The 20,153-nt window shown below is 71.7% G+C and carries 18 protein-coding genes and 1 tRNA gene; 14 read left to right on the top strand and 5 right to left on the bottom strand.

What is annotated here, in order from left to right; translation table 11 throughout:
* Positions 1-118: 118 nt before the first annotated feature.
* A complete protein-coding gene (locus tag ACIQU3_RS13075; protein ID WP_366710830.1) occupies positions 119-694 on the top strand; it encodes a TerD family protein in 576 nt (191 codons plus the stop codon).
* 198 nt (positions 695-892) lie between these two features.
* A complete protein-coding gene (locus ACIQU3_RS13070; protein WP_403924850.1) occupies positions 893-1,411 on the top strand; it encodes a GNAT family N-acetyltransferase in 519 nt (172 codons plus the stop codon).
* Between the two features lie 4 nt (positions 1,412-1,415).
* Here ACIQU3_RS13070 and ACIQU3_RS13065 read toward each other — a convergent pair whose 3' ends face one another.
* Positions 1,416-2,933, bottom strand: coding sequence for a M1 family metallopeptidase (locus tag ACIQU3_RS13065; RefSeq protein WP_403925320.1), 1,518 nt, complete (start codon positions 2,931-2,933; stop codon positions 1,416-1,418).
* A 7-nt stretch (positions 2,934-2,940) separates the two neighbouring features.
* Between ACIQU3_RS13065 and ACIQU3_RS13060 the strand changes: the two genes are divergently transcribed.
* Positions 2,941-3,441, top strand: a complete 501-nt coding sequence (locus tag ACIQU3_RS13060) for a hypothetical protein (protein ID WP_351338409.1) — start codon at positions 2,941-2,943, stop codon at positions 3,439-3,441.
* A gap of 113 nt (positions 3,442-3,554) precedes the next feature.
* On the opposite strand, the gene ACIQU3_RS13055 is transcribed toward ACIQU3_RS13060, so the two are convergent.
* Complete coding sequence (locus ACIQU3_RS13055; RefSeq protein ID WP_403924847.1) at positions 3,555-4,232, bottom strand: pentapeptide repeat-containing protein; 678 nt, start codon at positions 4,230-4,232, stop codon at positions 3,555-3,557.
* Between the two features lie 164 nt (positions 4,233-4,396).
* Here ACIQU3_RS13055 and ACIQU3_RS13050 point away from each other — a divergent pair, with 164 nt between their 5' ends.
* The 7 genes from ACIQU3_RS13050 (at position 4,397) to ACIQU3_RS13020 (ending at position 13,415) form a co-directional block, all read left to right on the top strand.
* Entirely contained in the window at positions 4,397-5,557 is a 1,161-nt protein-coding gene (locus ACIQU3_RS13050) for an FAD-dependent oxidoreductase (protein ID WP_403924844.1), read from the top strand.
* Between the two features lie 98 nt (positions 5,558-5,655).
* Complete coding sequence (locus tag ACIQU3_RS13045) at positions 5,656-6,639, top strand: zinc-binding dehydrogenase (RefSeq protein WP_403739991.1); 984 nt, start codon at positions 5,656-5,658, stop codon at positions 6,637-6,639.
* A 261-nt stretch (positions 6,640-6,900) separates the two neighbouring features.
* On the top strand, positions 6,901-8,403 hold the full coding sequence (locus tag ACIQU3_RS13040; RefSeq protein ID WP_403739988.1) for an MFS transporter: 1,503 nt from the start codon (positions 6,901-6,903) through the stop codon (positions 8,401-8,403).
* Positions 8,404-8,431: 28 nt separating this feature from the next.
* On the top strand, positions 8,432-9,376 hold the full coding sequence (locus tag ACIQU3_RS13035; RefSeq protein ID WP_403740431.1) for an aminoglycoside phosphotransferase family protein: 945 nt from the start codon (positions 8,432-8,434) through the stop codon (positions 9,374-9,376).
* Between the two features lie 46 nt (positions 9,377-9,422).
* Complete coding sequence (locus ACIQU3_RS13030; protein ID WP_403739983.1) at positions 9,423-9,971, top strand: hypothetical protein; 549 nt, start codon at positions 9,423-9,425, stop codon at positions 9,969-9,971.
* 202 nt (positions 9,972-10,173) lie between these two features.
* Complete coding sequence (locus ACIQU3_RS13025) at positions 10,174-10,608, top strand: hypothetical protein (RefSeq protein ID WP_403739978.1); 435 nt, start codon at positions 10,174-10,176, stop codon at positions 10,606-10,608.
* Positions 10,609-10,625: 17 nt separating this feature from the next.
* Complete coding sequence (locus tag ACIQU3_RS13020) at positions 10,626-13,415, top strand: tetratricopeptide repeat protein (protein ID WP_403924841.1); 2,790 nt, start codon at positions 10,626-10,628, stop codon at positions 13,413-13,415.
* 68 nt (positions 13,416-13,483) lie between these two features.
* Here ACIQU3_RS13020 and ACIQU3_RS13015 read toward each other — a convergent pair.
* Positions 13,484-13,557 (bottom strand) — tRNA-Thr (locus ACIQU3_RS13015).
* 58 nt (positions 13,558-13,615) lie between these two features.
* On the bottom strand, positions 13,616-14,068 hold the full coding sequence (locus ACIQU3_RS13010) for a DUF3224 domain-containing protein (protein ID WP_403739906.1): 453 nt from the start codon (positions 14,066-14,068) through the stop codon (positions 13,616-13,618).
* Positions 14,069-14,175: 107 nt separating this feature from the next.
* Here ACIQU3_RS13010 and ACIQU3_RS13005 point away from each other — a divergent pair, with 107 nt between their 5' ends.
* The 4 genes from ACIQU3_RS13005 (at position 14,176) to ACIQU3_RS12990 (ending at position 18,045) form a co-directional block, all read left to right on the top strand.
* Positions 14,176-15,144 carry a helix-turn-helix transcriptional regulator gene (locus ACIQU3_RS13005; RefSeq protein ID WP_403739902.1) on the top strand — a complete coding sequence of 323 codons (969 nt, stop codon included), beginning with the start codon at positions 14,176-14,178 and terminating at the stop codon, positions 15,142-15,144.
* Between the two features lie 295 nt (positions 15,145-15,439).
* Positions 15,440-16,528, top strand: a complete 1,089-nt coding sequence (locus ACIQU3_RS13000) for an ABC transporter ATP-binding protein (protein ID WP_403739897.1) — start codon at positions 15,440-15,442, stop codon at positions 16,526-16,528.
* Between the two features lie 218 nt (positions 16,529-16,746).
* On the top strand, positions 16,747-17,196 hold the full coding sequence (locus tag ACIQU3_RS12995) for a hypothetical protein (protein ID WP_403739894.1): 450 nt from the start codon (positions 16,747-16,749) through the stop codon (positions 17,194-17,196).
* Between the two features lie 117 nt (positions 17,197-17,313).
* A complete protein-coding gene (locus ACIQU3_RS12990; protein WP_366710807.1) occupies positions 17,314-18,045 on the top strand; it encodes a nucleotidyltransferase family protein in 732 nt (243 codons plus the stop codon).
* 388 nt (positions 18,046-18,433) lie between these two features.
* On the opposite strand, the gene ACIQU3_RS12985 is transcribed toward ACIQU3_RS12990, so the two are convergent.
* Entirely contained in the window at positions 18,434-20,149 is a 1,716-nt protein-coding gene (locus ACIQU3_RS12985; protein WP_403924838.1) for a DoxX family protein, read from the bottom strand.
* Positions 20,150-20,153: the final 4 nt, after the last annotated feature.

Genomic DNA, 20,153 nt, shown 5'->3' with positions numbered 1-20,153 from the left:
GTAAAGAAAGTAAAGGAGCTGGAACCCTGTGTACCCCTCTCCGCGTTCATGGGGGTAGCTGTAGCTTCGAAGCCGCAGCTTCTCCGCCGCATGTAAACGAGGGAAGGGACTCCCAACAATGGCTGTAAGCCTGTCCAAGGGTGGCAACGTCTCGCTCACCAAGGAGGCTCCGGGCCTGACCGCCGTCACCGTGGGCCTCGGCTGGGACGTCCGCACCACCACCGGCACGGACTTCGACCTCGACGCCTCGGCGATCGCGGTCAACCCGCAGGGCAAGGTCTACTCGGACGCCCACTTCGTCTTCTTCAACAACAAGCAGACGCCGGACAACTCCATCGTGCACACCGGCGACAACCGCACGGGCGAGGGCGCCGGCGACGACGAGGCGATCAACGTCAACCTCGCCGCCCTCCCGGCCGACATCGACAAGATCGTCTTCCCGGTCTCGATCTACGACGCCGAGACCCGCAGCCAGAACTTCGGCCAGGTCCGCAACGCCTACATCCGCATCGTCAACCAGGCGGGCGGTGCCGAGATCGCCCGCTACGACCTGTCGGAGGACGCGGCGACGGAGACGGCCATGGTCTTCGGCGAGCTCTACCGCAACGGCGCCGAGTGGAAGTTCCGCGCGGTCGGCCAGGGCTACGCCTCGGGCCTGGTCGGCATCGCCCAGGACTTCGGCGTGAACGTCTGACGGACGCCCAAGCGTCTTGCAGGGAAGCCCCGGGGGCCGGTCGTCCGGCTCCTGGGGGCTTCGCCCCCCGGGCGCGGGGCCGTGCCGATCGGCGGCTCCGCCGCGGGGCGCGACCGGCCGCAACCGCCCCGCACCGAACAGAGCACCCAAGGCCCCACGGCGCGTCGAAACCCTCCCCGGCCGGGATACGTTCCCCACGTGATCCTCGACCCGCTGCCCCCGACCTCGGCGCCTTTGAGCGGCCCCCTCCTCGCGGAGCTGACCGCCCTCTACACCTCCAACCACGAGTTCCACGCTCTGACCGGCGACTTCCCCGACCCGGAGGACATCCGCCCCGAGCAGGTCGCGGCCGCCCTGGCAGAGGAGTGGGAACACCCCGGCACCGAGATCCTGCTCGCCCGCGGCTTCGGCCGGCTCATCGGCATCGCCGTCACCCTCGACCACCACCCCGACCCCGCCGACCCGGACCCCTGGATCGGCCTGCTCATGGTGGACGCACGCCTGCACGGCCAGGGCCACGGCCGCCGCCTGGCCGCACTCGTGGAGGACCGCTTCCGCGCGGCGGGCCGCAGCGCCGTCCGCCTGGCCGTCCTGGTGGACAACCCCAAGGCCCTGGCCTTCTGGACCGCCCTCGGCCATCAGGTCATCGACCACCGTGAGGACCTGCAACACGGGCGCCCCTGCGCGGTCCTGCGCAAGGAACTGTCCACTCGGTGAGGCCTCAGGCCCGCTCGGGCTTCCCGTCCCCGTACAGCCACTCGTCCCAGACCGGCCGGAGATCGCCCCCGGGTGCCCGCCTCTCGACGAACGCCGTGAAGTCGGCCGTGCCGGCGTTGCCGTACCGGTACGTCGCCGCCCACCCCCTGAGGATCGAGAAGAACCGCTCGTCCCCGACGGCCTGCCGCAGCTTCTGCAGCACCATCGCCCCGCGCCAGTACACCGGCGGGTCGGTGATCTGCGCGGCGCTCGGCGGATCGGCCGGGGGAAACTCCCAGATCTCCTCCGCCGCCTCCTCGGTGTCGAAGTGCTCACCCGAGTACACCGCGTCGAACGTCTCCTGCGCGGTCCGTCCGCCGTGGTCCTCCTCCCACAGCCACTCCGCGTACGTCGCGAATCCCTCGTTGAGCCACATGTCCCGCCAGCTCTCGGGCGTGACGGAGTCGCCGTACCACTGGTGGGCGAGTTCGTGGACGAGGAGCGGGATGTCGGGAGCCCCGGGGAACACCGGGCGGCTCTGCGTCTCCAGGGCGTAGCCGACGGAGGGCGCGCTGTCGACGACGGCGCCGGTGGTGGCGAAGGGGTACGGCCCGAACCGCCGCTCCGCCCACCGCAGCACCTCGGGAAGCCGTCCGAGCACGGGCCGGCTCGCCGCCGCCTCCGCCGGGTCGACGGCCGTGTACACGGGCAGGTCCCCGGCCCGGGAGCGGCTGATGTCGAAGCGGCCGATAGCGAGGGTCGCGAGGTAGCTCGCCATCGGCTCACCGGTGTGCCAGACGAACGTCGTGCGCCCCCGCGTGATCGTCTCGCTCCGCAACTCCCCGTTGGAGACGGCCCGCAATCCCTTCGGCACGGTCACGGTGAGGTCGTACGCCGCCTTGTCGGAGGGGTGGTGGTTGCCGGGGAACCACGCCATCGACCCCGTCGGCTCGCCCAGTGCGAGCACCCCGTCCGCGGTGCGCAGCCAGCCCTCCTGGGAGCCGTCCGGGTCGGTGACGGTCTCGGGCGTCCCGGAGTAGCGGACGGTCACGCGGAACGTCTCGTCCCGCTCGATGTCGTCGTGCGGCCGGACGGTGAGCTCCTGCCCCGCGCGGTTCCAGCGGGCGATCCGGGGGCCGACGGTGACCTCCTCCACCTCCATGCCGAGCAGGTCGAGGTTGAAGGCGGAGAGGTCCTGGGTCGCGTGGGCGGTGAGGACGGCCGTGCCGGTGAGGCGGTGGGCGCCGGGGTCGTAGCCGAGGCGCAGGCCGTAGTGGCGGACGTCGTAGCCGCCGTTGCCGGCCTTCGGGAAGTACGGGTCGCGGACGCCGGAGCCACCCGGGATCCCGTGCACCCCGCCCCTGCACGCGGTGAGGACGACGGCCGAGGCGAGCAGGGCGGCTGCGCGGAGGAGCGTGGGTGCGCGGAGGAGCGTGGGTGCGCGGAGGAGCCTGGTTGTGGAGAGCAGCGTGGTTGCGGGAAGCGTGGGGACAAGTCGTGCAGAACGGGCCACGACCGCGATCCTACGATCACGTGACACCATCACCTCCGTGCTCGACATCGGCTACGCCCTCTCCAACCGCTTCCCCGACCCGCCGCAGACCGACTACCGCCGCGCGGACGTCCGGACGCTGCGGCACGACCTGTTCTGCGGGGACGTCTATCTGGCGGACACCAAGACCGACCACGAGGTGTCCACAGCCTGGGGATGGGTGCCGGTGCTCGACTTCGCGTGGGCGCTGTGCGACATCGTGGAGCGGATCGACCGGGACCCGGCGGGTTCCAGGGCGTCCCGGCCGCAGCGGGCCGAGCTGGACTTCACCGAGTCGACGGACCGGATGCTGTTCGAGCGCCGCTTCGGCTGGGTGGACATCGAGGCCGACTGGATGCGCGCGGAGGAGCCCCCGCTCACCGTTTCCCACAGCGAACTGCGCCGCGAGGCGCGGGACTTCCTGCACGACCTGATCGCCGACCTCACCGACCTGCACGACGACCTCGCGGAGAATCCCGCGATCTGGACCCTCCAGGCCCGCTTCCCGCGCCTGCCGTAGGCGCCGCCCGGCGGCGTCTTCCGTGGGCCCCCGACAGTCGTCCTCCGCAGGCGCCGCCCGGAGAGCGGCTCCGGTGGCCGCCGCGACCGCGTTCCGCAGCCGCCCGCCCGGCGTCAGCCCTCGACGCGGATGCCCCACTGCGCCGCCAGCGCCGGTGCCAGATCCAGCAGCTGTGCGGTGCTGATCACCGCCCCCGACAGCCGGTCCAGCCCCCGGCCGATCTCCAGGGACGCGGCGCCGCGCAGGTCGACGTCCGTGAGGGTCGCCGCGTGCAGGTCGGCGCCCTTCAGCGCGCAGTCCACGAACTCCACGCGCTCCAGGCGGGCGCCGCCGAAATCCGGCTCGACCAGCACGCAGCCCTCGAAGACGACGTCCCTGAGCCGGGCCGTGCGCAGGTTCATATAGTCGATCTTGCCGCCGCGGATCAGCACCCGCTCCAGCACCGCCCCGTGCAACTGCGGCCCACCGAGCCGGGCGTCGGTCAGCTGCACATCGCGGAGGGTCGCCTCGGCGAGGTCGGTGCCCACGCCCCGGATGCCGGTGAGGGACGAGTCCAGCACCCGGGCGTGCGGCAGCCGGGTCTCGTCCAGCGCGCAGCCCGTCAGGGCGCAGTCCATGAACCGGGCGCCCGATCCGTCCTGCCCGGAGAGGTCGGCCTCGCGGAACTCCAGCCCGTCGTAGTCCCCGTCCGGCTCCAGCTCACCTCCCCCGTACGGCTCCAGCGCCGGCAGCCGCACCTCCGGTCGCCGCGCGCCCCTCACCCCCGTACCGCCCGCCGCTCTCCTCGCCATCCCCCCATGCTGCACCCCGCCACTGACAACGCCCCCGACCTGCGCCGAAACCGGCGATGTCACATTCCGGCGCCCTCGACCGGTCGTACGTGGCAAAGGCATCCCGGTCCTGGAAGGCGACCCGTCTCCGGTTCCGGCTCCGACTTCGAGGGAGATCCCGATCCATGCACCGCATCACCGTCATCGGCGGCGGCTTCGCCGGACTGACCGCGGCCATCACCGCTGCCGAGGCAGGCGCCAAGGTCACCCTCCACGAGGCCCACCACACCCTCGGCGGCCGGGCGCGCACCGCCGAGGGTCCGTACCGCACCAACGAGGGCCCGCACGCCCTCTACAACGGAGGCCCGCACTGGGTCTGGCTCAAGCAGCGCGACCTCATCGGCCCGCTCGCGCCCCTCCCGCCCCTGGAGGCGGCCCGGCTCCGGCTGCGGCACCAGGGCGTGCTGCGCCGCACCCCGCCGTTCGCCATGCTGAAGCTGCTGCGCCGGACGGGCCGGCAGGCGCCCGTGGACGCCGACTTCCTCACCTGGGCCACGGACATCGCGGGCGAGGAGGGGGCCCGGGCCGCCGCCCACTACTCGGCGGTCGCCCTGTTCCACCACGACCCCGGTTCGCTGTCGGCCGCGTTCGTGCAGGAGCGGCTGCGCCGCGCCACGAAGCTGCCGCCCGAGGCGCACTATCCGCGCGGCGGCTGGGCGAGCCTCATCGACCGGATGGCCGCGTGCGCCTGGAACCTGGGCGTCCGGATGGAGACCCTGTCCCGCGTCGACACACTCCCCACCGACACACCCGTCGTCGTCGCCACCTCTCTCGACGCCGCCCGCCGTCTGCTCGGCGACGACTCCCTGACCTGGCCGAGCGGACGTACCGCCCTCGTGGACCTGGCCGTGCGCACCCGGCGCGGGGACGCCTTCGCGGTCTCCGACCTGGACGCGCCCGGCTGGCTGGAGCGGTTCACCGCCCAGGACCGCAGTCTGGCCCCGGCCAGCGAGCAGCTGATCCAGGGGCAGATCCCCCTCGCCCCGCACGAGTCGAAGGCCGACGGCACCGCGCGCGCCGAGCAGCTGCTCGACCTCGGCTTCCCGGGCTGGCGCGAACGGCTCACCTGGCGGCGCGCGTCGGTGGCGAACGGCCGTACGGGCGCGGTCGACCTGCCGGGCACCGACTGGCGCGACCGGCCGGCCGTGGACCGGGGTGACGGGGTCTACCTCGCGGGGGACCAGGTCGCGGCCCCCGGCGTGCTGTCGGAGGTGTCCTTCAACAGCGCCCTGACGGCCGTCTCCCTTGCCCTCGGCCGGCACGAGCTTGACCTCAAGCAAGCTTGAGGTTGAAGGCTGGTCGCAGCGAACACCCCACCGGAGAGCGAACGTCCGCCGGGGGGCGAGCGTCCATAGAAGAGCGAACGTCCACCAGAGGAGCTGTCATGCACGCCATCCGCCTGCACGCCTTCGGACCGGCCGAGAACCTCACCTACGAGCCGGTCGAGGACCCCCGTCCGGGCCCCGGCCAGGTGCGGATCGCCGTACGCGCGGCGGGCGTCCACCTCCTGGACGCCGCCCTGCGCGAGGGCATGCCGGGCGGCCCGGCGAACGAGCCGGCGGCCCTGCCCACCGTCCCCGGCCGCGAGGTCGCCGGGGTGATCGAGTCCCTGGGCGAGGGCGTCGCCGGCCTGTGGCTCGGCAAGCGGGTCGTCGCTCACCTCGGTTTCGTCCCCGGCGGCTACGCCGAACTGGCCGTCACCGAGGTCGAGCGCCTGCACGAGATCCCCGGCAACCTGGACTTCGCCGAGGCCGTCGCCATGATCGGCACGGGCCGCACGGCGATGGGCATCCTGCAGTTCGCCGAGCTCGGCCCCGACTCCGTGGTCGTCGTCCCGGCCGCCGCCGGAGGCATCGGCACGCTCCTCGTGCAGTACGCCAAGAACGCCGGCGCGACCGTCGTGGGTCTCGCGGGCGGGCCGGAGAAGACCGCCCGGGTGCAGGCGGCGGGCGCCGATCTCGCCGTCGACTACAAGGATCCCGCCTGGCCCGCGAAGGTCCGCGCGCACCTCGGCGGCCGGACCGCAACCGTGGTCTTCGACGGCGTCGGCGGGGACATCGCCCGCGAGGCGGTCGCCCTCCTCGGCCCGGGCGGCAAGCACATCGTCTTCGGCTGGTCCGGCGAGGGCATCCGGGACGGCGGCCCCTACCTCGTCGACGGTGTCTCCGAGCAGGTCCTCGGCCCGGTGATGCTGGGGAAGGCCGGCGGCACCGACCCCGTCCGCACCCTCGAACTGCGCGCCCTCACCGAGGCCGCGGCAGGCCGCCTCACCCCGGCGGTGCAGCGCTTCCCGCTCCGCGAGGCGGCGGCGGCTCACCGGGCGCTGGAGAGCCGGGGGACGATCGGAAAGGTGGTCCTGGAGCCGTGACCCGGCGCGCCGGCGGCGGCGAGGGTCCCAGGGATGCAGGCCGCCCCGCCGACGAGGAATGACGACGACGACCTGGCTCCCCACGACGGCGAGCCGCACCCCGGCACCCCCCGCCGACGGCGAACCACGACCCGCCACCCCCACCAACGACGAGCCGCGCCCCGGTCCTGGCCCTCCCCTCTCCTCCCCTCCCCCCTTCTGCAAAGTTCCGCTATGGATTCCGCGGATGCAGGCCGCCCCGATCCATGGTCTTCTGGCGGGATGAGTGTCACCCGGACAGGCGAAGAGGGCCCCTCCGTGGACACCGACCCGCGCCGCTGGTGGGGCCTGGTCGTCATCGCCCTGGCACAGCTGATGGTCGTGCTCGACGCGACCATCGTGAACATCGCCCTGCCCTCCGCGCAGCGAGACCTCGGCATGTCCGACGGCAACCGGCAATGGGTGATCACCGCGTACACCCTCGCCTTCGGCGGACTGCTCCTGCTGGGCGGCCGCATCGCCGACCTGGTGGGCCGCAAGCGCACCTTCGTCATCGGGCTGGTCGGCTTCGCCGCCGCCTCGGCGCTCGGCGGCGCCGCCACCAACGCGGGCATGCTCTTCGGCGCCCGAGCCCTCCAGGGCGCGTTCGCCGCGGTCCTGGCACCCTCCGCGCTGTCCCTGCTGACCACGACGTTCACCGACCCGAAGGAACGCGGCAGGGCCTTCGGCATCTACGGTGCCCTGGCCGGCAGCGGCGCCGCGATCGGCTTCATGGTCGGCGGGCTCCTCACCGAGTACCTGAACTGGCGCTGGTGCCTCTACGTCAACGTGCCGATCGCCCTCGTGGCCGTCCTGGGCGCGCTCGCCCTGCTACACGACCGCCCCGGCCACGCCGGCGCCCGCCTCGACGTCCCCGGTGTCCTGCTCGGCTGCGGCGGCCTCGTCGCGATCGTCTACGGCTTCAGCGAGGCCGAGTCCCGCGGCTGGACCGACCCGATGGTGCTCTCGTTGTTCGCGGCCGGGCTCCTGCTGCTCGTCGTGTTCGTCTGGTGGCAGTCCCGGGCACCCATGCCGCTGCTGCCGCTGCACATCATCCGGGACCGCAATCGGGCCGGCTGTTTCCTGACCATGGCACTGGCCGTGATCGGCATGTTCGGCCTGTTCCTGTTCATGACGTACTACCTCCAGGCCGTGCTCGTGTACTCCCCCGTCAAGACGGGCCTGGCCTTCCTGCCCCTGACGGCCGCGATCATCATCGGCTCCACCCAGATCTCGGCCCGGCTGCTCCAGCGGGTGCCGCCTCGCATGCTGATGGTCCCCGGCATGGTCCTCGCGGCGGGCGGCATGGTGCTGCTGACCCGGATGACGACACACTCGTCGTACGCCTCCGACATCCTGCCCGCGCTGCTGCTGCTCGGCCTCGGGATGGGCCTGACGTTCATGCCGGTCTTCGCCACCGCGACGGCTGGGGTCGCCCCGCACGACTCGGGCGTGACCTCGGCGACCGTCAACACCTCGCAGCAGGTCGGCGGCTCCATCGGCACGGCCCTGCTCAACACCATCGCGACCACCAGCACCGCCACGTACGTCACGGCCCACCTCACCGACCCGTCCGACCGCACCCGGGTGATGCGCGAGGGCGTCGTCCACGGCTACACCGTCGCCATCTGGTGGGCCGCCGGCATCATGCTGCTGGCCGGGCTGATCGCGGGCCTGATGGTCACGACGAAGGCCCCCGGACACGGCGCACCGGCTCACGCGCCCGTACCGGAACAGGTGACCTGAGGTAGCGGGAACGCCCCGCGAAATGCGCATGCCCCGCTGGGCCCGCCGCACTACCGTGCCCGGAGTGATCGACATTCCCCGGGAACTGGCGGCATCACAGGAGAAGTTCAACGGCGAGGCGGGCCGCGCGTTCATCGCCGGGCTGCCCGGGCAGGCGGCCCGCTTCCTCGACCGCTGGGGCCTCAGCACCGACGGACCGCCCATGCACGGCGTCTCCGCCCTGGTCCTGCCGGTCGTCCGCGGCGACGGCACCCCGGCGGTCCTCAAGCTCCAGATCCTCGACGAGGAGAGCGAGGGCGAACCGGTGGCGCTGCACGCCTGGGACGGCGACGGGGCCGTCCGCCTCCTCGACCACCACGAGCCCACCGGCACCATGCTGCTGGAGCGCCTCGACGAGACACGCATGCTGTCCCACGTGCCGGACGCCCACGAGGCCGTGGTCACCATCGCCGAGCTCCTGGCCCACCTCACGACCCTCCCGGCCCCGCCCGGCATGCGCCGCCTCGGCGACATCGCCCGGGACATGCTCGACCGGACCCCCCGGGCCCTGGCCCGCATCCCCGACCCCGAGGTCCGCCGCCTGGTCGCCGACTGCGCGGCCGCCGTACGCGAGGTGGTGGACGAGCCGGGTGACCGCCTCCTGCACTGGGACCTCCACGACGAGAACGTCCTCGCCTCCGGCCGCGCCCCCTGGCTCGCGATCGACCCCAAGCCGCTCGCCGGCGACCCCGGTTTCGAACTGTGGCCCGCCCTGGACAACCGCTACGACCCCGAGGACGTGCGCTGGCGCTTCGACGCCATGACGGACATCCTCGCCCTGGACCGCCCCCGGGCCCACGCCTGGACCCTCGCCCGCGTCCTCCAGAACACCCTGTGGGACATCGAGGACGGGCGCCCCGTCGACGACGCCCAGCTGGAGATCGCCCGCCGTCTGCGAGAGGCCGGAACCCGGGCGCCCCGGCGTGGTCGATGAAGGGCTTCCGGTCGACTTCGGGCCGCTCGCTGGGTATGGCGTCCGCATGACAGACGCTTCCACCGTGGTCCCTCTGGTCACCGGGCTGGGCGGAGCCGTGATCGGAGCCGCAGCCGCCGTCTGGGTACCGATGCGGCAGCGCCGGCATCAGTCCCGGGACGAGGAGCGGGCCTTCCATGAGCGCCTCGTCCGCGAGGAGATCAGCCGGCTCACCCGGCTGCGGACCACGGGGCGGGCCTGGTTCGACGTCCTGCTCCGTGCCCACCAGAGTCTCGGAGCGGGCCGGGACATCGACCTGAACCGCTTCGACGACGAGATCACGAAAACCAGCCAGGGAGCGGCTTCGGCGGGCTACCAGCCACCGAGACCGGCGACGGACCCCTCCCGCGAAGTGGAGGATCTCTCCGCGCAGATCTTCGACCAACTGCAGGACCTCTCCTGGGAGATCCGATCCCGCATCATCCGCGGGCCCGGCCCCGGAGAGACCACCCCTGACTTCTCAAGACAAATCACCCACATCAAGGAACTCCGAGCAGCACTCAACGTAAGACTCCTCGAACGCATCGAACAGCTGTCACAGCAACTACTGCGCTGAGGCCCGACACCACGAACGGGCCCACAGTTACTCAGGTACGTGCAGTAGGTCTACGGACACCGCACGTCCGGATCGCGCGGGTTGATGGCCTCTCGGCGGCCGACGCCGGGGACGACGGATGCGGGTTGATGGTTCGGCTCATCGAGTGACGGGTTCCTCCCTATGCTGAACTTCTTGTCCATTGATGCGTGGGGGTGTTGTCGTGTTGGTCGAGGGACTGATCGCGGTGGCGGCGGCTGGTGGCGGGGCGATCGTGCAGGCGGCGGGGACGGATGCGTGGGCCGGGATCCGCAACGGTGTCGCGCGCCTCCTCGGTCGTGGCGAAACAGGGCGGGAGCAGGCCGAGTTGGAGCGGCTTGATCAGACCCGGGCCGAGCTGGAGTCAGCTGGCGACGGAGCCGGGTCGGACAGGGTGCAGACCGTTTTGGCAACCCGGTGGCAGACCCGTCTGGAGATGCTCTTCGAGCAACTCCCGGAGGAGGAGCGGCAGCAGGTGGCCGCCGAGCTTCAGGCTCTGGTCCAACAGGCGCACGCCCAGGCACCGGTGCAGAGCACGCACAACGATTTCAGCAACGCGACATTCACCGACAGCCAGATTCTGGGCAGCGGCACGCAGAACAACACGATCAACCGGTAGCGGTTCGGGCGGCGGGCATGGGGACGAAGAAGGCGTCCGGAAAGCGCAAGAGCGGCGGGAAGAAGGACAAGCGTCCGGGGCAGGGGCGAGGAACCGGCAACAGTTTCGCGGGGGCGTCGTTCGAGCGCAGTCAGGTGCTCGGTAGCGGGACGCAGACCACGAAGATCAATGTGCAGGCGTACGCGGCGGTACCGACCGCGCTGAACTCTCTGCCGGGATTGCCGCAGGAGTTCACCGGACGCGAAGACGAGATCCGTAAGATCCTTTCCATCCTCGATCCCAGGAGCGGCCCGGGGGCGGCGATCGGGTCGGTCGCGGGGCTGCCAGGCGTGGGCAAGACCACCCTCGCGCATGCCGTGGGGCATGCCGCGCTCGGCAAGGGCTGGTTCACCAAAGTGCAGATGGTGAACCTGCGCGGCTACGACCCGACCCCTGTCCCGCCCGAGGACGCGCTGGAGGCGCTGCTGCGAGCCCTCGGCGTCGCGGCGGAGCACATCCCGCCCACCCTGGACGAACGGGCGGGGCTCTATCGGTCCCAGCTCGACGCTCTGAGGCGGGAGGAGGATCGAGTTCTGATCCTGGCGGACAACGCCTCGACCTCGGACCAGGTCCGCCCGCTGCTTCCGGCCGGTCACCACGCAGTGCTGGTGACCTCCCGGCACACCCTGCCCGGTCTCGGTGCCCGCTTGTTCAACCTCCACCCTCTCCAGCCGGATGCCGCCGTGGACCTCCTGCACCAGCGGCTGGAGGTGGCCGACCCCGACGACCGGCGGGTGGAGGACGAGCCCACGGCCGCGGAGGAACTCGCAGCGCTCTGCGGCTACCTGCCCCTGGCGCTGCAGATCGCCGCCGCGCTCCTCGCCGACGACCCCGACCAGCCGCTGTCCGAGCGGGTGCGGATGCTCACCGACGCCGGCACCCGCCTCGGCGGCCTGGACGACGGTGAACGCAACCTGCGCGCCGTCTTCGACGAATGCCTGACCCGTCTCTCCCACCAGGAGGCCGACCTCTACCGCCTGCTGGGTCTCCACCCCGGTCCGGACATCTCCACGCCCGCCGTCGCAGCCCTCACCGACCAGCCCGCGGACAAGATCACCCCTATCCTGCGGCAGCTCGTCCGGGCACGCCTGCTCACCCAGAACAGCCAGGCACGCGACCGCTGGTCCATGCACGACCTCCTGCGCGTCCACGCCCAGGAACAGGCCCGCATCACCATGGACCGCGGCCGTGTCCCCCGCCGGCGCTTCGAACAGGCCCGTACCCGGCTCACCGACCACTACGTCCGCCATGCCCGAGCAGCCGACACCCACTTCCGGCCGCCCGGCGAAGCCGTGTCGACGCTGTTCACCGGGCGGGAGCAGGCGCTGCTGTGGTTCGACGCCGAGCGTGAGAACCTCCTCGCCACCACCCACACCCATGCGCGTACCCAGACAGCCCTGGACCTGGGCTTCGCCCTCGGCCGCTACCTGGAGTGGCGACGACGGCTCCAGGACGCGGTGACCGTCAGAGCACACGCACTCGAAGCCTGCCAGGCACTCAATGACGCTGTGAATCTGCCCGGCGCCTGGAACAACCTGGGCGGTGCGCTGCAGGAACTCCGACGCTCCACCGAAGCACTCGACGCCTACCGCACCGCACTCGACCTCCACCAGCAGACCGGCAACACCCACGGCCAAGCCAGCGCCTGGAACAACCTCGGCGGCGCACTCAAAGAACTCCGGCGTTACACCGAGGCGCACGACGCCCACCGCACGGCACTCGACCTGCACCAGCAGACCGGCAACACCCACGGCCAAGCCAGCGCCTGGAACAACCTCGGCACCGCGCTCCAGGAACTCCGGCGCCACACCGAGGCACACGACGCCCACCACACCGCACTCGACCTGTTCCACCTGTCCGGCAACACCAGCGGCCAGGCCAGCGCCTGGAACAACCTCGGCACCGCACTCAAGGAGCTCCGGCGCTACGCGGAAGCACTTGACGCCTACCGCACCGCACTCGACCTCCACCAGCAGACGGGCGACACCCACGGCCAAGCGGTCACCCGGAACAACCTCGGCACGGTACTCAAGGAGCTCCGGCGCTACGCGGAAGCACTTGACGCCTACCGCACCGCACTCGACCTCCACCAGCAGACGGGCGACACCCACGGCCAAGCGGACATCTGGAACAATCTCGGCATGGCGCTCCAAGAGCTGCGGCGCTACCCCGAAGCACTCGAGGCCCACCAGACAGCACTCGACCTCCACCAGCAGACCGGCAACACCCACCGCCAAGCAGACGCCTGGAACGCCCTTGGCACCGCGCTCAAAGACCTTCGGCGCTACCCCGAAGCACTCGACGCCCACCAAACAGCACTCGACCTCCACCAGCAGACCGGCAACATCAGCGGCCAGGCCAGCGCCTGGAACAACCTCGGCACGGTACTGATGGAACTCCGACGCCTTCCCGAAGCACTCGACGCCTACCGCACCGCACTCGACCTGGACGAGCAGACCGGCGACACCCACGGCCAAGCGGTCGCCTGGAACAACCTCGGCACCGCCTGTCGCGGCCTGGAGCGGTACGCGGAGGCGATCGCAGCCGGGGAAAAGGCGATCGAGATGCTGACCCAGGAGGCGGACTGGGCACGCACCGGAGAGGCCTGGGCGGAGTTCGCCGCCACCCTGAACGTGTCCGGTGCCGAAGCGTCCCGGGTCCGGGAAGCATGGGACCAGTCCGCCACTGCCTACGCCCGTGCAGGCGACGACGAAGCAGCAGCCACATCCCGCGCGAATGCCGAGCGCCCATCAGGTACAGGACCATAGGCCCACGCCACCACACCCACTGACGACGAAACCCCAGGTCAGACCACATCCGACCTGGGGTTCAGCAGAGCCCCCTGTCGGATTCGAACCGACGACCTACGCATTACAAGTGCGTTGCTCTGGCCAGCTGAGCTAAGGAGGCGGGTGCCGTGGTGCGCGTTGCCGCGCGTGAGGGGCGGCACCACTTTACACAGAGCCCGTTACGCCGAGCCACGAAGTTCCGTGCCGTCGGTGGGCTCCTCCAGGGTGTAGGCGAACCGGTACGCCACCTCCGTCTCGCCGTGCCGTGCGGTGAAGCCGCCCTCCCCCGTGAGGCCGGTCAGCTCGCCGCTGCCCGAGCCCGGTACCACCTCGAAGGAGCAGTGCACGGTTCCGTCCTCGCCGAACGACCCCCGCTCCTCCACCGCGAAGCTCCCCTCACGGCCCTCGACACGGCCGCTGAGGAGCTCCATGCCGCTGAAGGAGCCGGTCTTCGCGGTGACGTAGACGATCGCGTACTCACAGCTCGTCCCGGCCGCCTCGACGCCGCCCGTGAAGGTGTTCCGGACGGACGCGTGGGCGAGGCGGGGGATGGCGTCCTCGGCGGGACCGATCACGCGTTCCTGCCAGTCGGCGAAGGTGAAGGTTCCGGTGGTGGTGCGGGTGCCGGGCATGGGTGGTGGTCCTCTCGGTGGGCCGGATGTCGATGTGCTCCACCAGCCTGGGCGCCATACCTGACATCTCCTGTCAGGTACCTCTCGTACGCCGCGACAATGGCCCCATGCGCGCCGACCGGCTCCTCTCCCTGCTCCTGCTGCTCCAGAACCGCGGGCGGATGACCGCACCCCAGCTCGCCGCCGAGCTGGAGGTGTCGGTGCGGACGGTCTACCGGGACGTCGAGGCGCTGGGAGCGGCCGGTGTGCCCGTGTGCGCCGACCGGGGGCCCGAGGGCGGCTACCGGCTGGTCGACGGGTACCGGACCCGGCTGACCGGTCTCACCGACGCCGAGGCCGGTTCGCTGTTCCTCGCCGGAATGCCCGGCCCCGCCCGGGACCTGGGGCTGGGAGCTGTCCTGGCCAGCGCCCAGCTGAAGGTCCAGGCGGCCCTGCCGGCGGAGCTGTCCGGGCAGGCGCGGCGGGTCCAGGAGAGGTTCCACCTGGATGCGCCCGCCTGGTTCCGGGAGGCCGATCCGGTGCCGTGTCTGGAAACCGTGGCGGCGGCCGTGTGGGAGCGGCGGGTACTGCGGCTGCACTACCGGCGCTGGCGCGGCGAGGTCCACCGGGAGGTGCGGCCGCTGGGGCTCGTCCTGAAAGGCGGCATCTGGTACCTGGTCGCCCTGGCGGAGGAGGCCGTACGGACCTACCGGGTCTCCCGCATGCTGTCCGCGGCGGAGACGGGCGAGCGCTTCGACCGCCCCGCCGGCTTCGACCTGGCCGCCTACTGGGAGGCGTCCTCCCGGCACCTGGAGGCCGCGCTGCGGCACGGGGTCGCCCGGGTCCGGCTCTCACCGCGCGGGCGGAAACTGCTGCCGATGCAGTTCGGGGCGGCGGGGGTACGCGCCCTTGAGGGCGCGGGCACGCCGGACGCGGACGGCTGGACCGAGGTGGAGTTGAGCGTGGAGACGGAGGCCGTGGCCGTCGGCGATCTGCTGCGGCTGGGCCCGGAGGCCGAGGTGCTCGGCCCGCCCGAGCTGCGCCGGGCCGTCGCTGGGGCCGTGGCGGCACTGGCCCGCCGGTACGGGCAGGAGTGAGCCCGGTACGGGCAGGAGTGACAGCCGTGCGCGGCCGCGGACCCCGGGCCGTGGCGCCGCCGGCCTGCCCCTACGGGCAGAAGCGACGGGCGGGGCACGGCGAGGCATGCGAGCCGCTTCGAAAATTTCCGCGAAGTTCACACGGCCGGAACTACTGACAGACGTGTGAACGCCGGGTACCGTCCTGAGCCAGTTCACACGCGTGGACTACACCACAACGGGATCACCGTCGTGGCACCGCCTTCCTACTCGGATCGTCCGGCACGTTCCTGCCGGTAGAAGGGGTTCATTCACCATGGCCACTGTGCAGTTCGACAAGGCGACCCGGATCTACCCGGGTTCCACCAAGCCCGCCGTCGACGCTCTGGAGATCGACATCGAGGACGGCGAGTTCCTCGTCCTCGTCGGACCCTCCGGCTGCGGCAAGTCCACCTCGCTCCGCATGCTCGCGGGGCTCGAGGACGTCAACGCCGGCGCCATCCGCATCGGCGACCGCGACGTCACCCACCTGCCGCCCAAGGACCGGGACATCGCCATGGTGTTCCAGAACTATGCGCTCTACCCGCACATGACGGTCGCCGACAACATGGGCTTCGCGCTCAAGATCGCCGGCGTCAACAAGGCGGAGATCCGGCAGAAGGTCGAGGAGGCCGCGAAGATCCTCGACCTCACCGAGTACCTGGACCGCAAGCCGAAGGCACTCTCCGGTGGTCAGCGCCAGCGTGTCGCCATGGGCCGCGCCATCGTCCGTGAGCCCCAGGTGTTCCTCATGGACGAGCCGCTGTCCAACCTGGACGCCAAGCTCCGCGTGTCCACCCGTACGCAGATCGCGAGCCTCCAGCGCCGCCTGGGCATCACCACCGTCTACGTCACCCACGACCAGGTCGAGGCCATGACGATGGGCGACCGTGTGGCGGTCCTCAAGGACGGTCTGCTCCAGCAGATCGACACCCCGCGCAACATGTACGACAAGCCCGCCAACCTCTTCGTGGCCGGCTTCATCGGTTCCCCGGCGATGAACCTCGTCGAGGTGCCGATCACCGACGGCGGCGTCAAGTTCGGCAAGTCGGTCGTGCCGGTGCAGCGCGACGCGATCGCCGCCGCCACCGACAAGACCGTCACCGTCGGCGTCCGCCCCGAGCACTTCGACGTGGCCGGCCCGGAGTCCGACCAGGGTCTCGCGGTCACCGTCAACGTCGTCGAGGAGCTCGGCGCCGACGCGTACGTCTACGGCACCGCCAAGGTCGGCGACGAGTCCAAGGACCTCGTCGTCCGTGTCAGCGGCCGTGACGTCCCGGAGAAGGGCAGCCAGCTGCACATCGTGCCCCGCTCCGGCGAGACCCACGTGTTCTCGACGTCGACCGGTGCGCGCCTGTCGGACTGATCAACCAGCAAGCACACGACACCGGGTGAATCACCCGGGTTGACGAAAAGGGCCCCGCGGCGTGCTGCGGGGCCCTTCCCGTTGTCGACAAATACCCCGGCAGATCGGACGTTTCGAGCGTTGTGCGTCAACCCGCTACCCGGAAAGTGGCGCTCTCTCATCCCCCGAACCGGTGACTAAATGTCTACAAACCATTACTGGGCGCTACCCTCACACGCGTGAAGCACTCCATGAACCAACAGACGCGACGCGGCCGGGGCCCCGCCCACCGGATCGGTCGCACCCTCGCATTCGTCCTGCCCGTCGTCCTGGTGCTCTGCGGGACCCTCGCGGTCACCCGGGTCAACTGGTCGGGGAACTCCACGGACCCGGTGCTCACCGCCGCGGACACCTCCGTGGGCACCCCGCAGGCCGCCAAGCGCGCCCCCCAGGACGTCCTGCGCGACAAGCTGCTGACCGAGCTGCAGGAGGAGGACCCGGGCGTCGCTCTCACCCACCTCCAGCAGGCCGTCAACGGCCGCCCGGCCCTGGCGAAGCACTGCGCGTCGATCGCCCGCGCTCTCGGCCAGGCCGCCGTCCGGGTCTACGGCCCGACCCGCGCGCAGTCCTACGCGCGCCCGGTCTGTGACACCGCCTTCGCGACCGGCGTCGCCGCCGCGCACAGCTGAGCGCACCGCCCTGCCGGCGCACACCACCCCGCCGCCGGGCGGGACGTCCACGACGGCTGACACGGGAACACTCGTCAGCTGCTGCCCCGGGCGGGACGCCACGTACAGTTCGTTCTCATGAGCGATCCGAGCGCCGCGTCCCGCCCCGTTCAAGCCGTCGTTCTGGCCGGTGGCCAGGGCTCCCGGCTGCGTCCGTACACCGACGACCGGCCCAAGCCGATGGTCGAGATCCCCGGTACGGGGACGCCGATCATCGGCCATCAGCTGTCCTGGCTCGCCGATGAGGGTGTGACGGACGTCGTGGTGTCCTGCGGGCATCTCGCCGAGGTGCTGCAGAAGTGGCTCGAGACGGCCGAGCTGCCCGTCTCCGTCACCACGGTCGTCGAGCCGGAGCCGCTCGGGCGCGGCGGTGGCCTCAAGTACGCCGCGGCGCACCTCCCGCACCCCGACCAGCCCTGGTACGCCACGAACGGCGACATCTGGACGCGGTTCTCGCTGCGGGACATGGCCGACTTCCACGCCGAGCGGGACGCCGTCGCGACGCTGGCGCTGGCGCGGCCCCGGCTGCCGTGGGGTGCGGTGCAGACCGACGGCTTCGGGCGCATCACCGACTTCATCGAGGCACCGCCGTCGACCTTCGAGATCAACGCCGGTGTGTACGTGTTCTCCCCCGAGTTCGCCGGGCTGCTGCCGCACCGGGGAGACCATGAGCGGACGACGTTCCCGCATCTGGCCCGTGAGCGGCGGCTGGCCGGGTTCACGATCCCGCAGGGGGCGTACTGGCGGGCCATCGACACGGCGAAGGATCTGACCGAGGCGGCGAAGGAGCTGGCGGCGCTGGGACGCTGAGGGCTCCGCCGGTCGCGCCGGGCGGTGAGAGACCTGACGGGTCCGTCAAGAAGCCGACGGCGTGGGGGCGCTGAGAGCTCGGCTGGTCGTTGCCCGTCGGCGGCCGACCGTTCGTCGTGGCTTGTCGCGCAGTTCCCCGCGCCCCTTGAGTCGGTTGCCTCCGAGCCCGTCGCTCCGTGAAGCCCCTCCTCCCCGCACCCCTTGAGTCGGTTACCTCCGAGACCGTCGCTCCGTGAAGCCCCTCCTCCCCGCACCCCTTGAGTCGGTTGCCTCCGAGCCCGTCGCTCCGTGAAGCCCCTCCTCCCCGCGGCCCTTGAGGCCCAGCCCTGACGCGTCAGAAGGCCCCGCACCGGGAGGTGCGGGGCCTTCTGCTGCCTTGGGTCGGCTGCTAGCCCAGCAGGCCGCCCACCAGGCCCGGGCGGCCCGTGGAGGAGGAGCCTCCGTCGCCCGTGCCGCCGGTCGAGCCCGTGCCGCCCGTCGCCGTGCCGCCGCCGGAGGTGGGGCCGGTGGTGGTGCTCGGGGCCTGGTCGGCCGGGGAGGTCTGCCGGGGCGGTGCCTGGCCTGCGGTCCCCTGGGTCTGGCTGGGGGATCCGCCGGTGACGGTGCCGGTGTCGCGGGTGGCACCCGGCCGCGTCGTGGTGCCCGCGCTGGGGCTCGCCGAGCCGGCCGTGGCGCCCTGGGTGGGCGACAGGGAGGCCGACGGGGTCCGCTTCTCCGGGCGCTTGCCGGGCTCACCCGGGAGCGGGGAGCCCGGCAGCTCGTTGCGCGGGGCTTCGCCGGGGCCCGGGACGACGACCCGGTCGGCGTCCCGCACCGCACCGCCGAGCAGCGAGCCGACGAGCAGGGTGATGCCGGTGACGATCGCGGTGACGAGCGCACCGCGCCGCAGCACGTAGCGGCGCAGGTCCCAGATGTCGGTGCGAGGACCGAGACGGCGCCAGGCGCCGCCGGCGAGGCGGCCGTCGACCGAGTAGACGGGGGCGCCGGCGATGATCAGCGGCGACCAGGCGGCGAGGTAGATGATGTCGGGGGTCTCGTAGGCCGGGACGCTCTTCCAGCTGACCGTCACCAGCAGCGCGGCCGACAGCAGGGCGCCCAGGCAGGCGGCGACGCGCTGCCAGCAGCCCAGCACCGTCAGGACGCCGACGATGACCTGCGCGAAGGCGATGACCAGGCCGGCGCCGACCGGGTGCTCCAGGGCGAACTGGCGCAGCGGCTCGGCCACTTCCCACGGGTGCAGGGTGTTGAGCCACTTGACCATGGAGCCGCGCTTGCCGCCTTCGAAGTAGACGGGGTCGCACAGCTTGCCCATGCCGGCGTAGATGGAGATGAAGCCGAGGAAGACGCGCAGCGGGAGCAGGACGACGCCGAGGTTCATCCGGCGCCCGGGGTAGTAGGCGTGCCGGGCCGGGTCGTCACTGTGCCGCTTGGCCCGGCGTCCGGTGCCGTCCGCCTCGGTCGCGGACTCCTCGAACTCGTCGTCCTCGTAGTCCGGTTCGCCGTAGGCCTGTTCGTCGTAGGCGCTGCCGACCGTGCGCATGGGCGGCAGCAGCCGGGTGCCGTCGGCGGGCTCGTGGGTGCGCTGCGGGCCGACGACGGGTGTCTCGACGGTCTGGGCGAGGTCGCCCTCGTAGCCGTCGCCCGCGTAGCCGTCGCCGCCGTAGCCGGCGCCCTGGTATCCGGGGGTGTCATGGCCCGGGCCCATGCGGGAGATGACCTGGGTGGCCCCGGCGTCGGAGGTGGGCTCGTCGGCGTGGCGGACGCTCTCGTGCCGCACGGCCTGAAGGAGCCGGTGTGCTCCGGTGTCGTCGGGGGCGGATCTGCCGCTCCAGACGACGGGTCGGCGGCGGGCGGTGGCCCCGTCCGTCCCTGCCCCCATCTGGGGGATGCGGGCGGTGTCCTCGGTGGCGGTCAGATGCCGTGCGACCCGGGGGGACTGGACGCGACGCGTCGATGCGCCCAACTGCACGCGGAAACTCGCGTGATTGACGATGACCTGCGCCGGGTCGCTCGGCACCTTCACCATGCTCAGCGCGGGAGCGTCGTCGAGTCCCGACGAGCGGTCCCCCGTGGGTGTGCGGGGTGTTCTGGTGTCCACACTCATCTAA

The sequence above is a fragment of the Streptomyces sp. NPDC101110 genome (genome assembly GCF_044759525.1).
Classification (GTDB): Bacteria; Actinomycetota; Actinomycetes; order Streptomycetales; family Streptomycetaceae; genus Streptomyces.
This window is presented reverse-complemented; position numbering and strand designations above follow the sequence as displayed.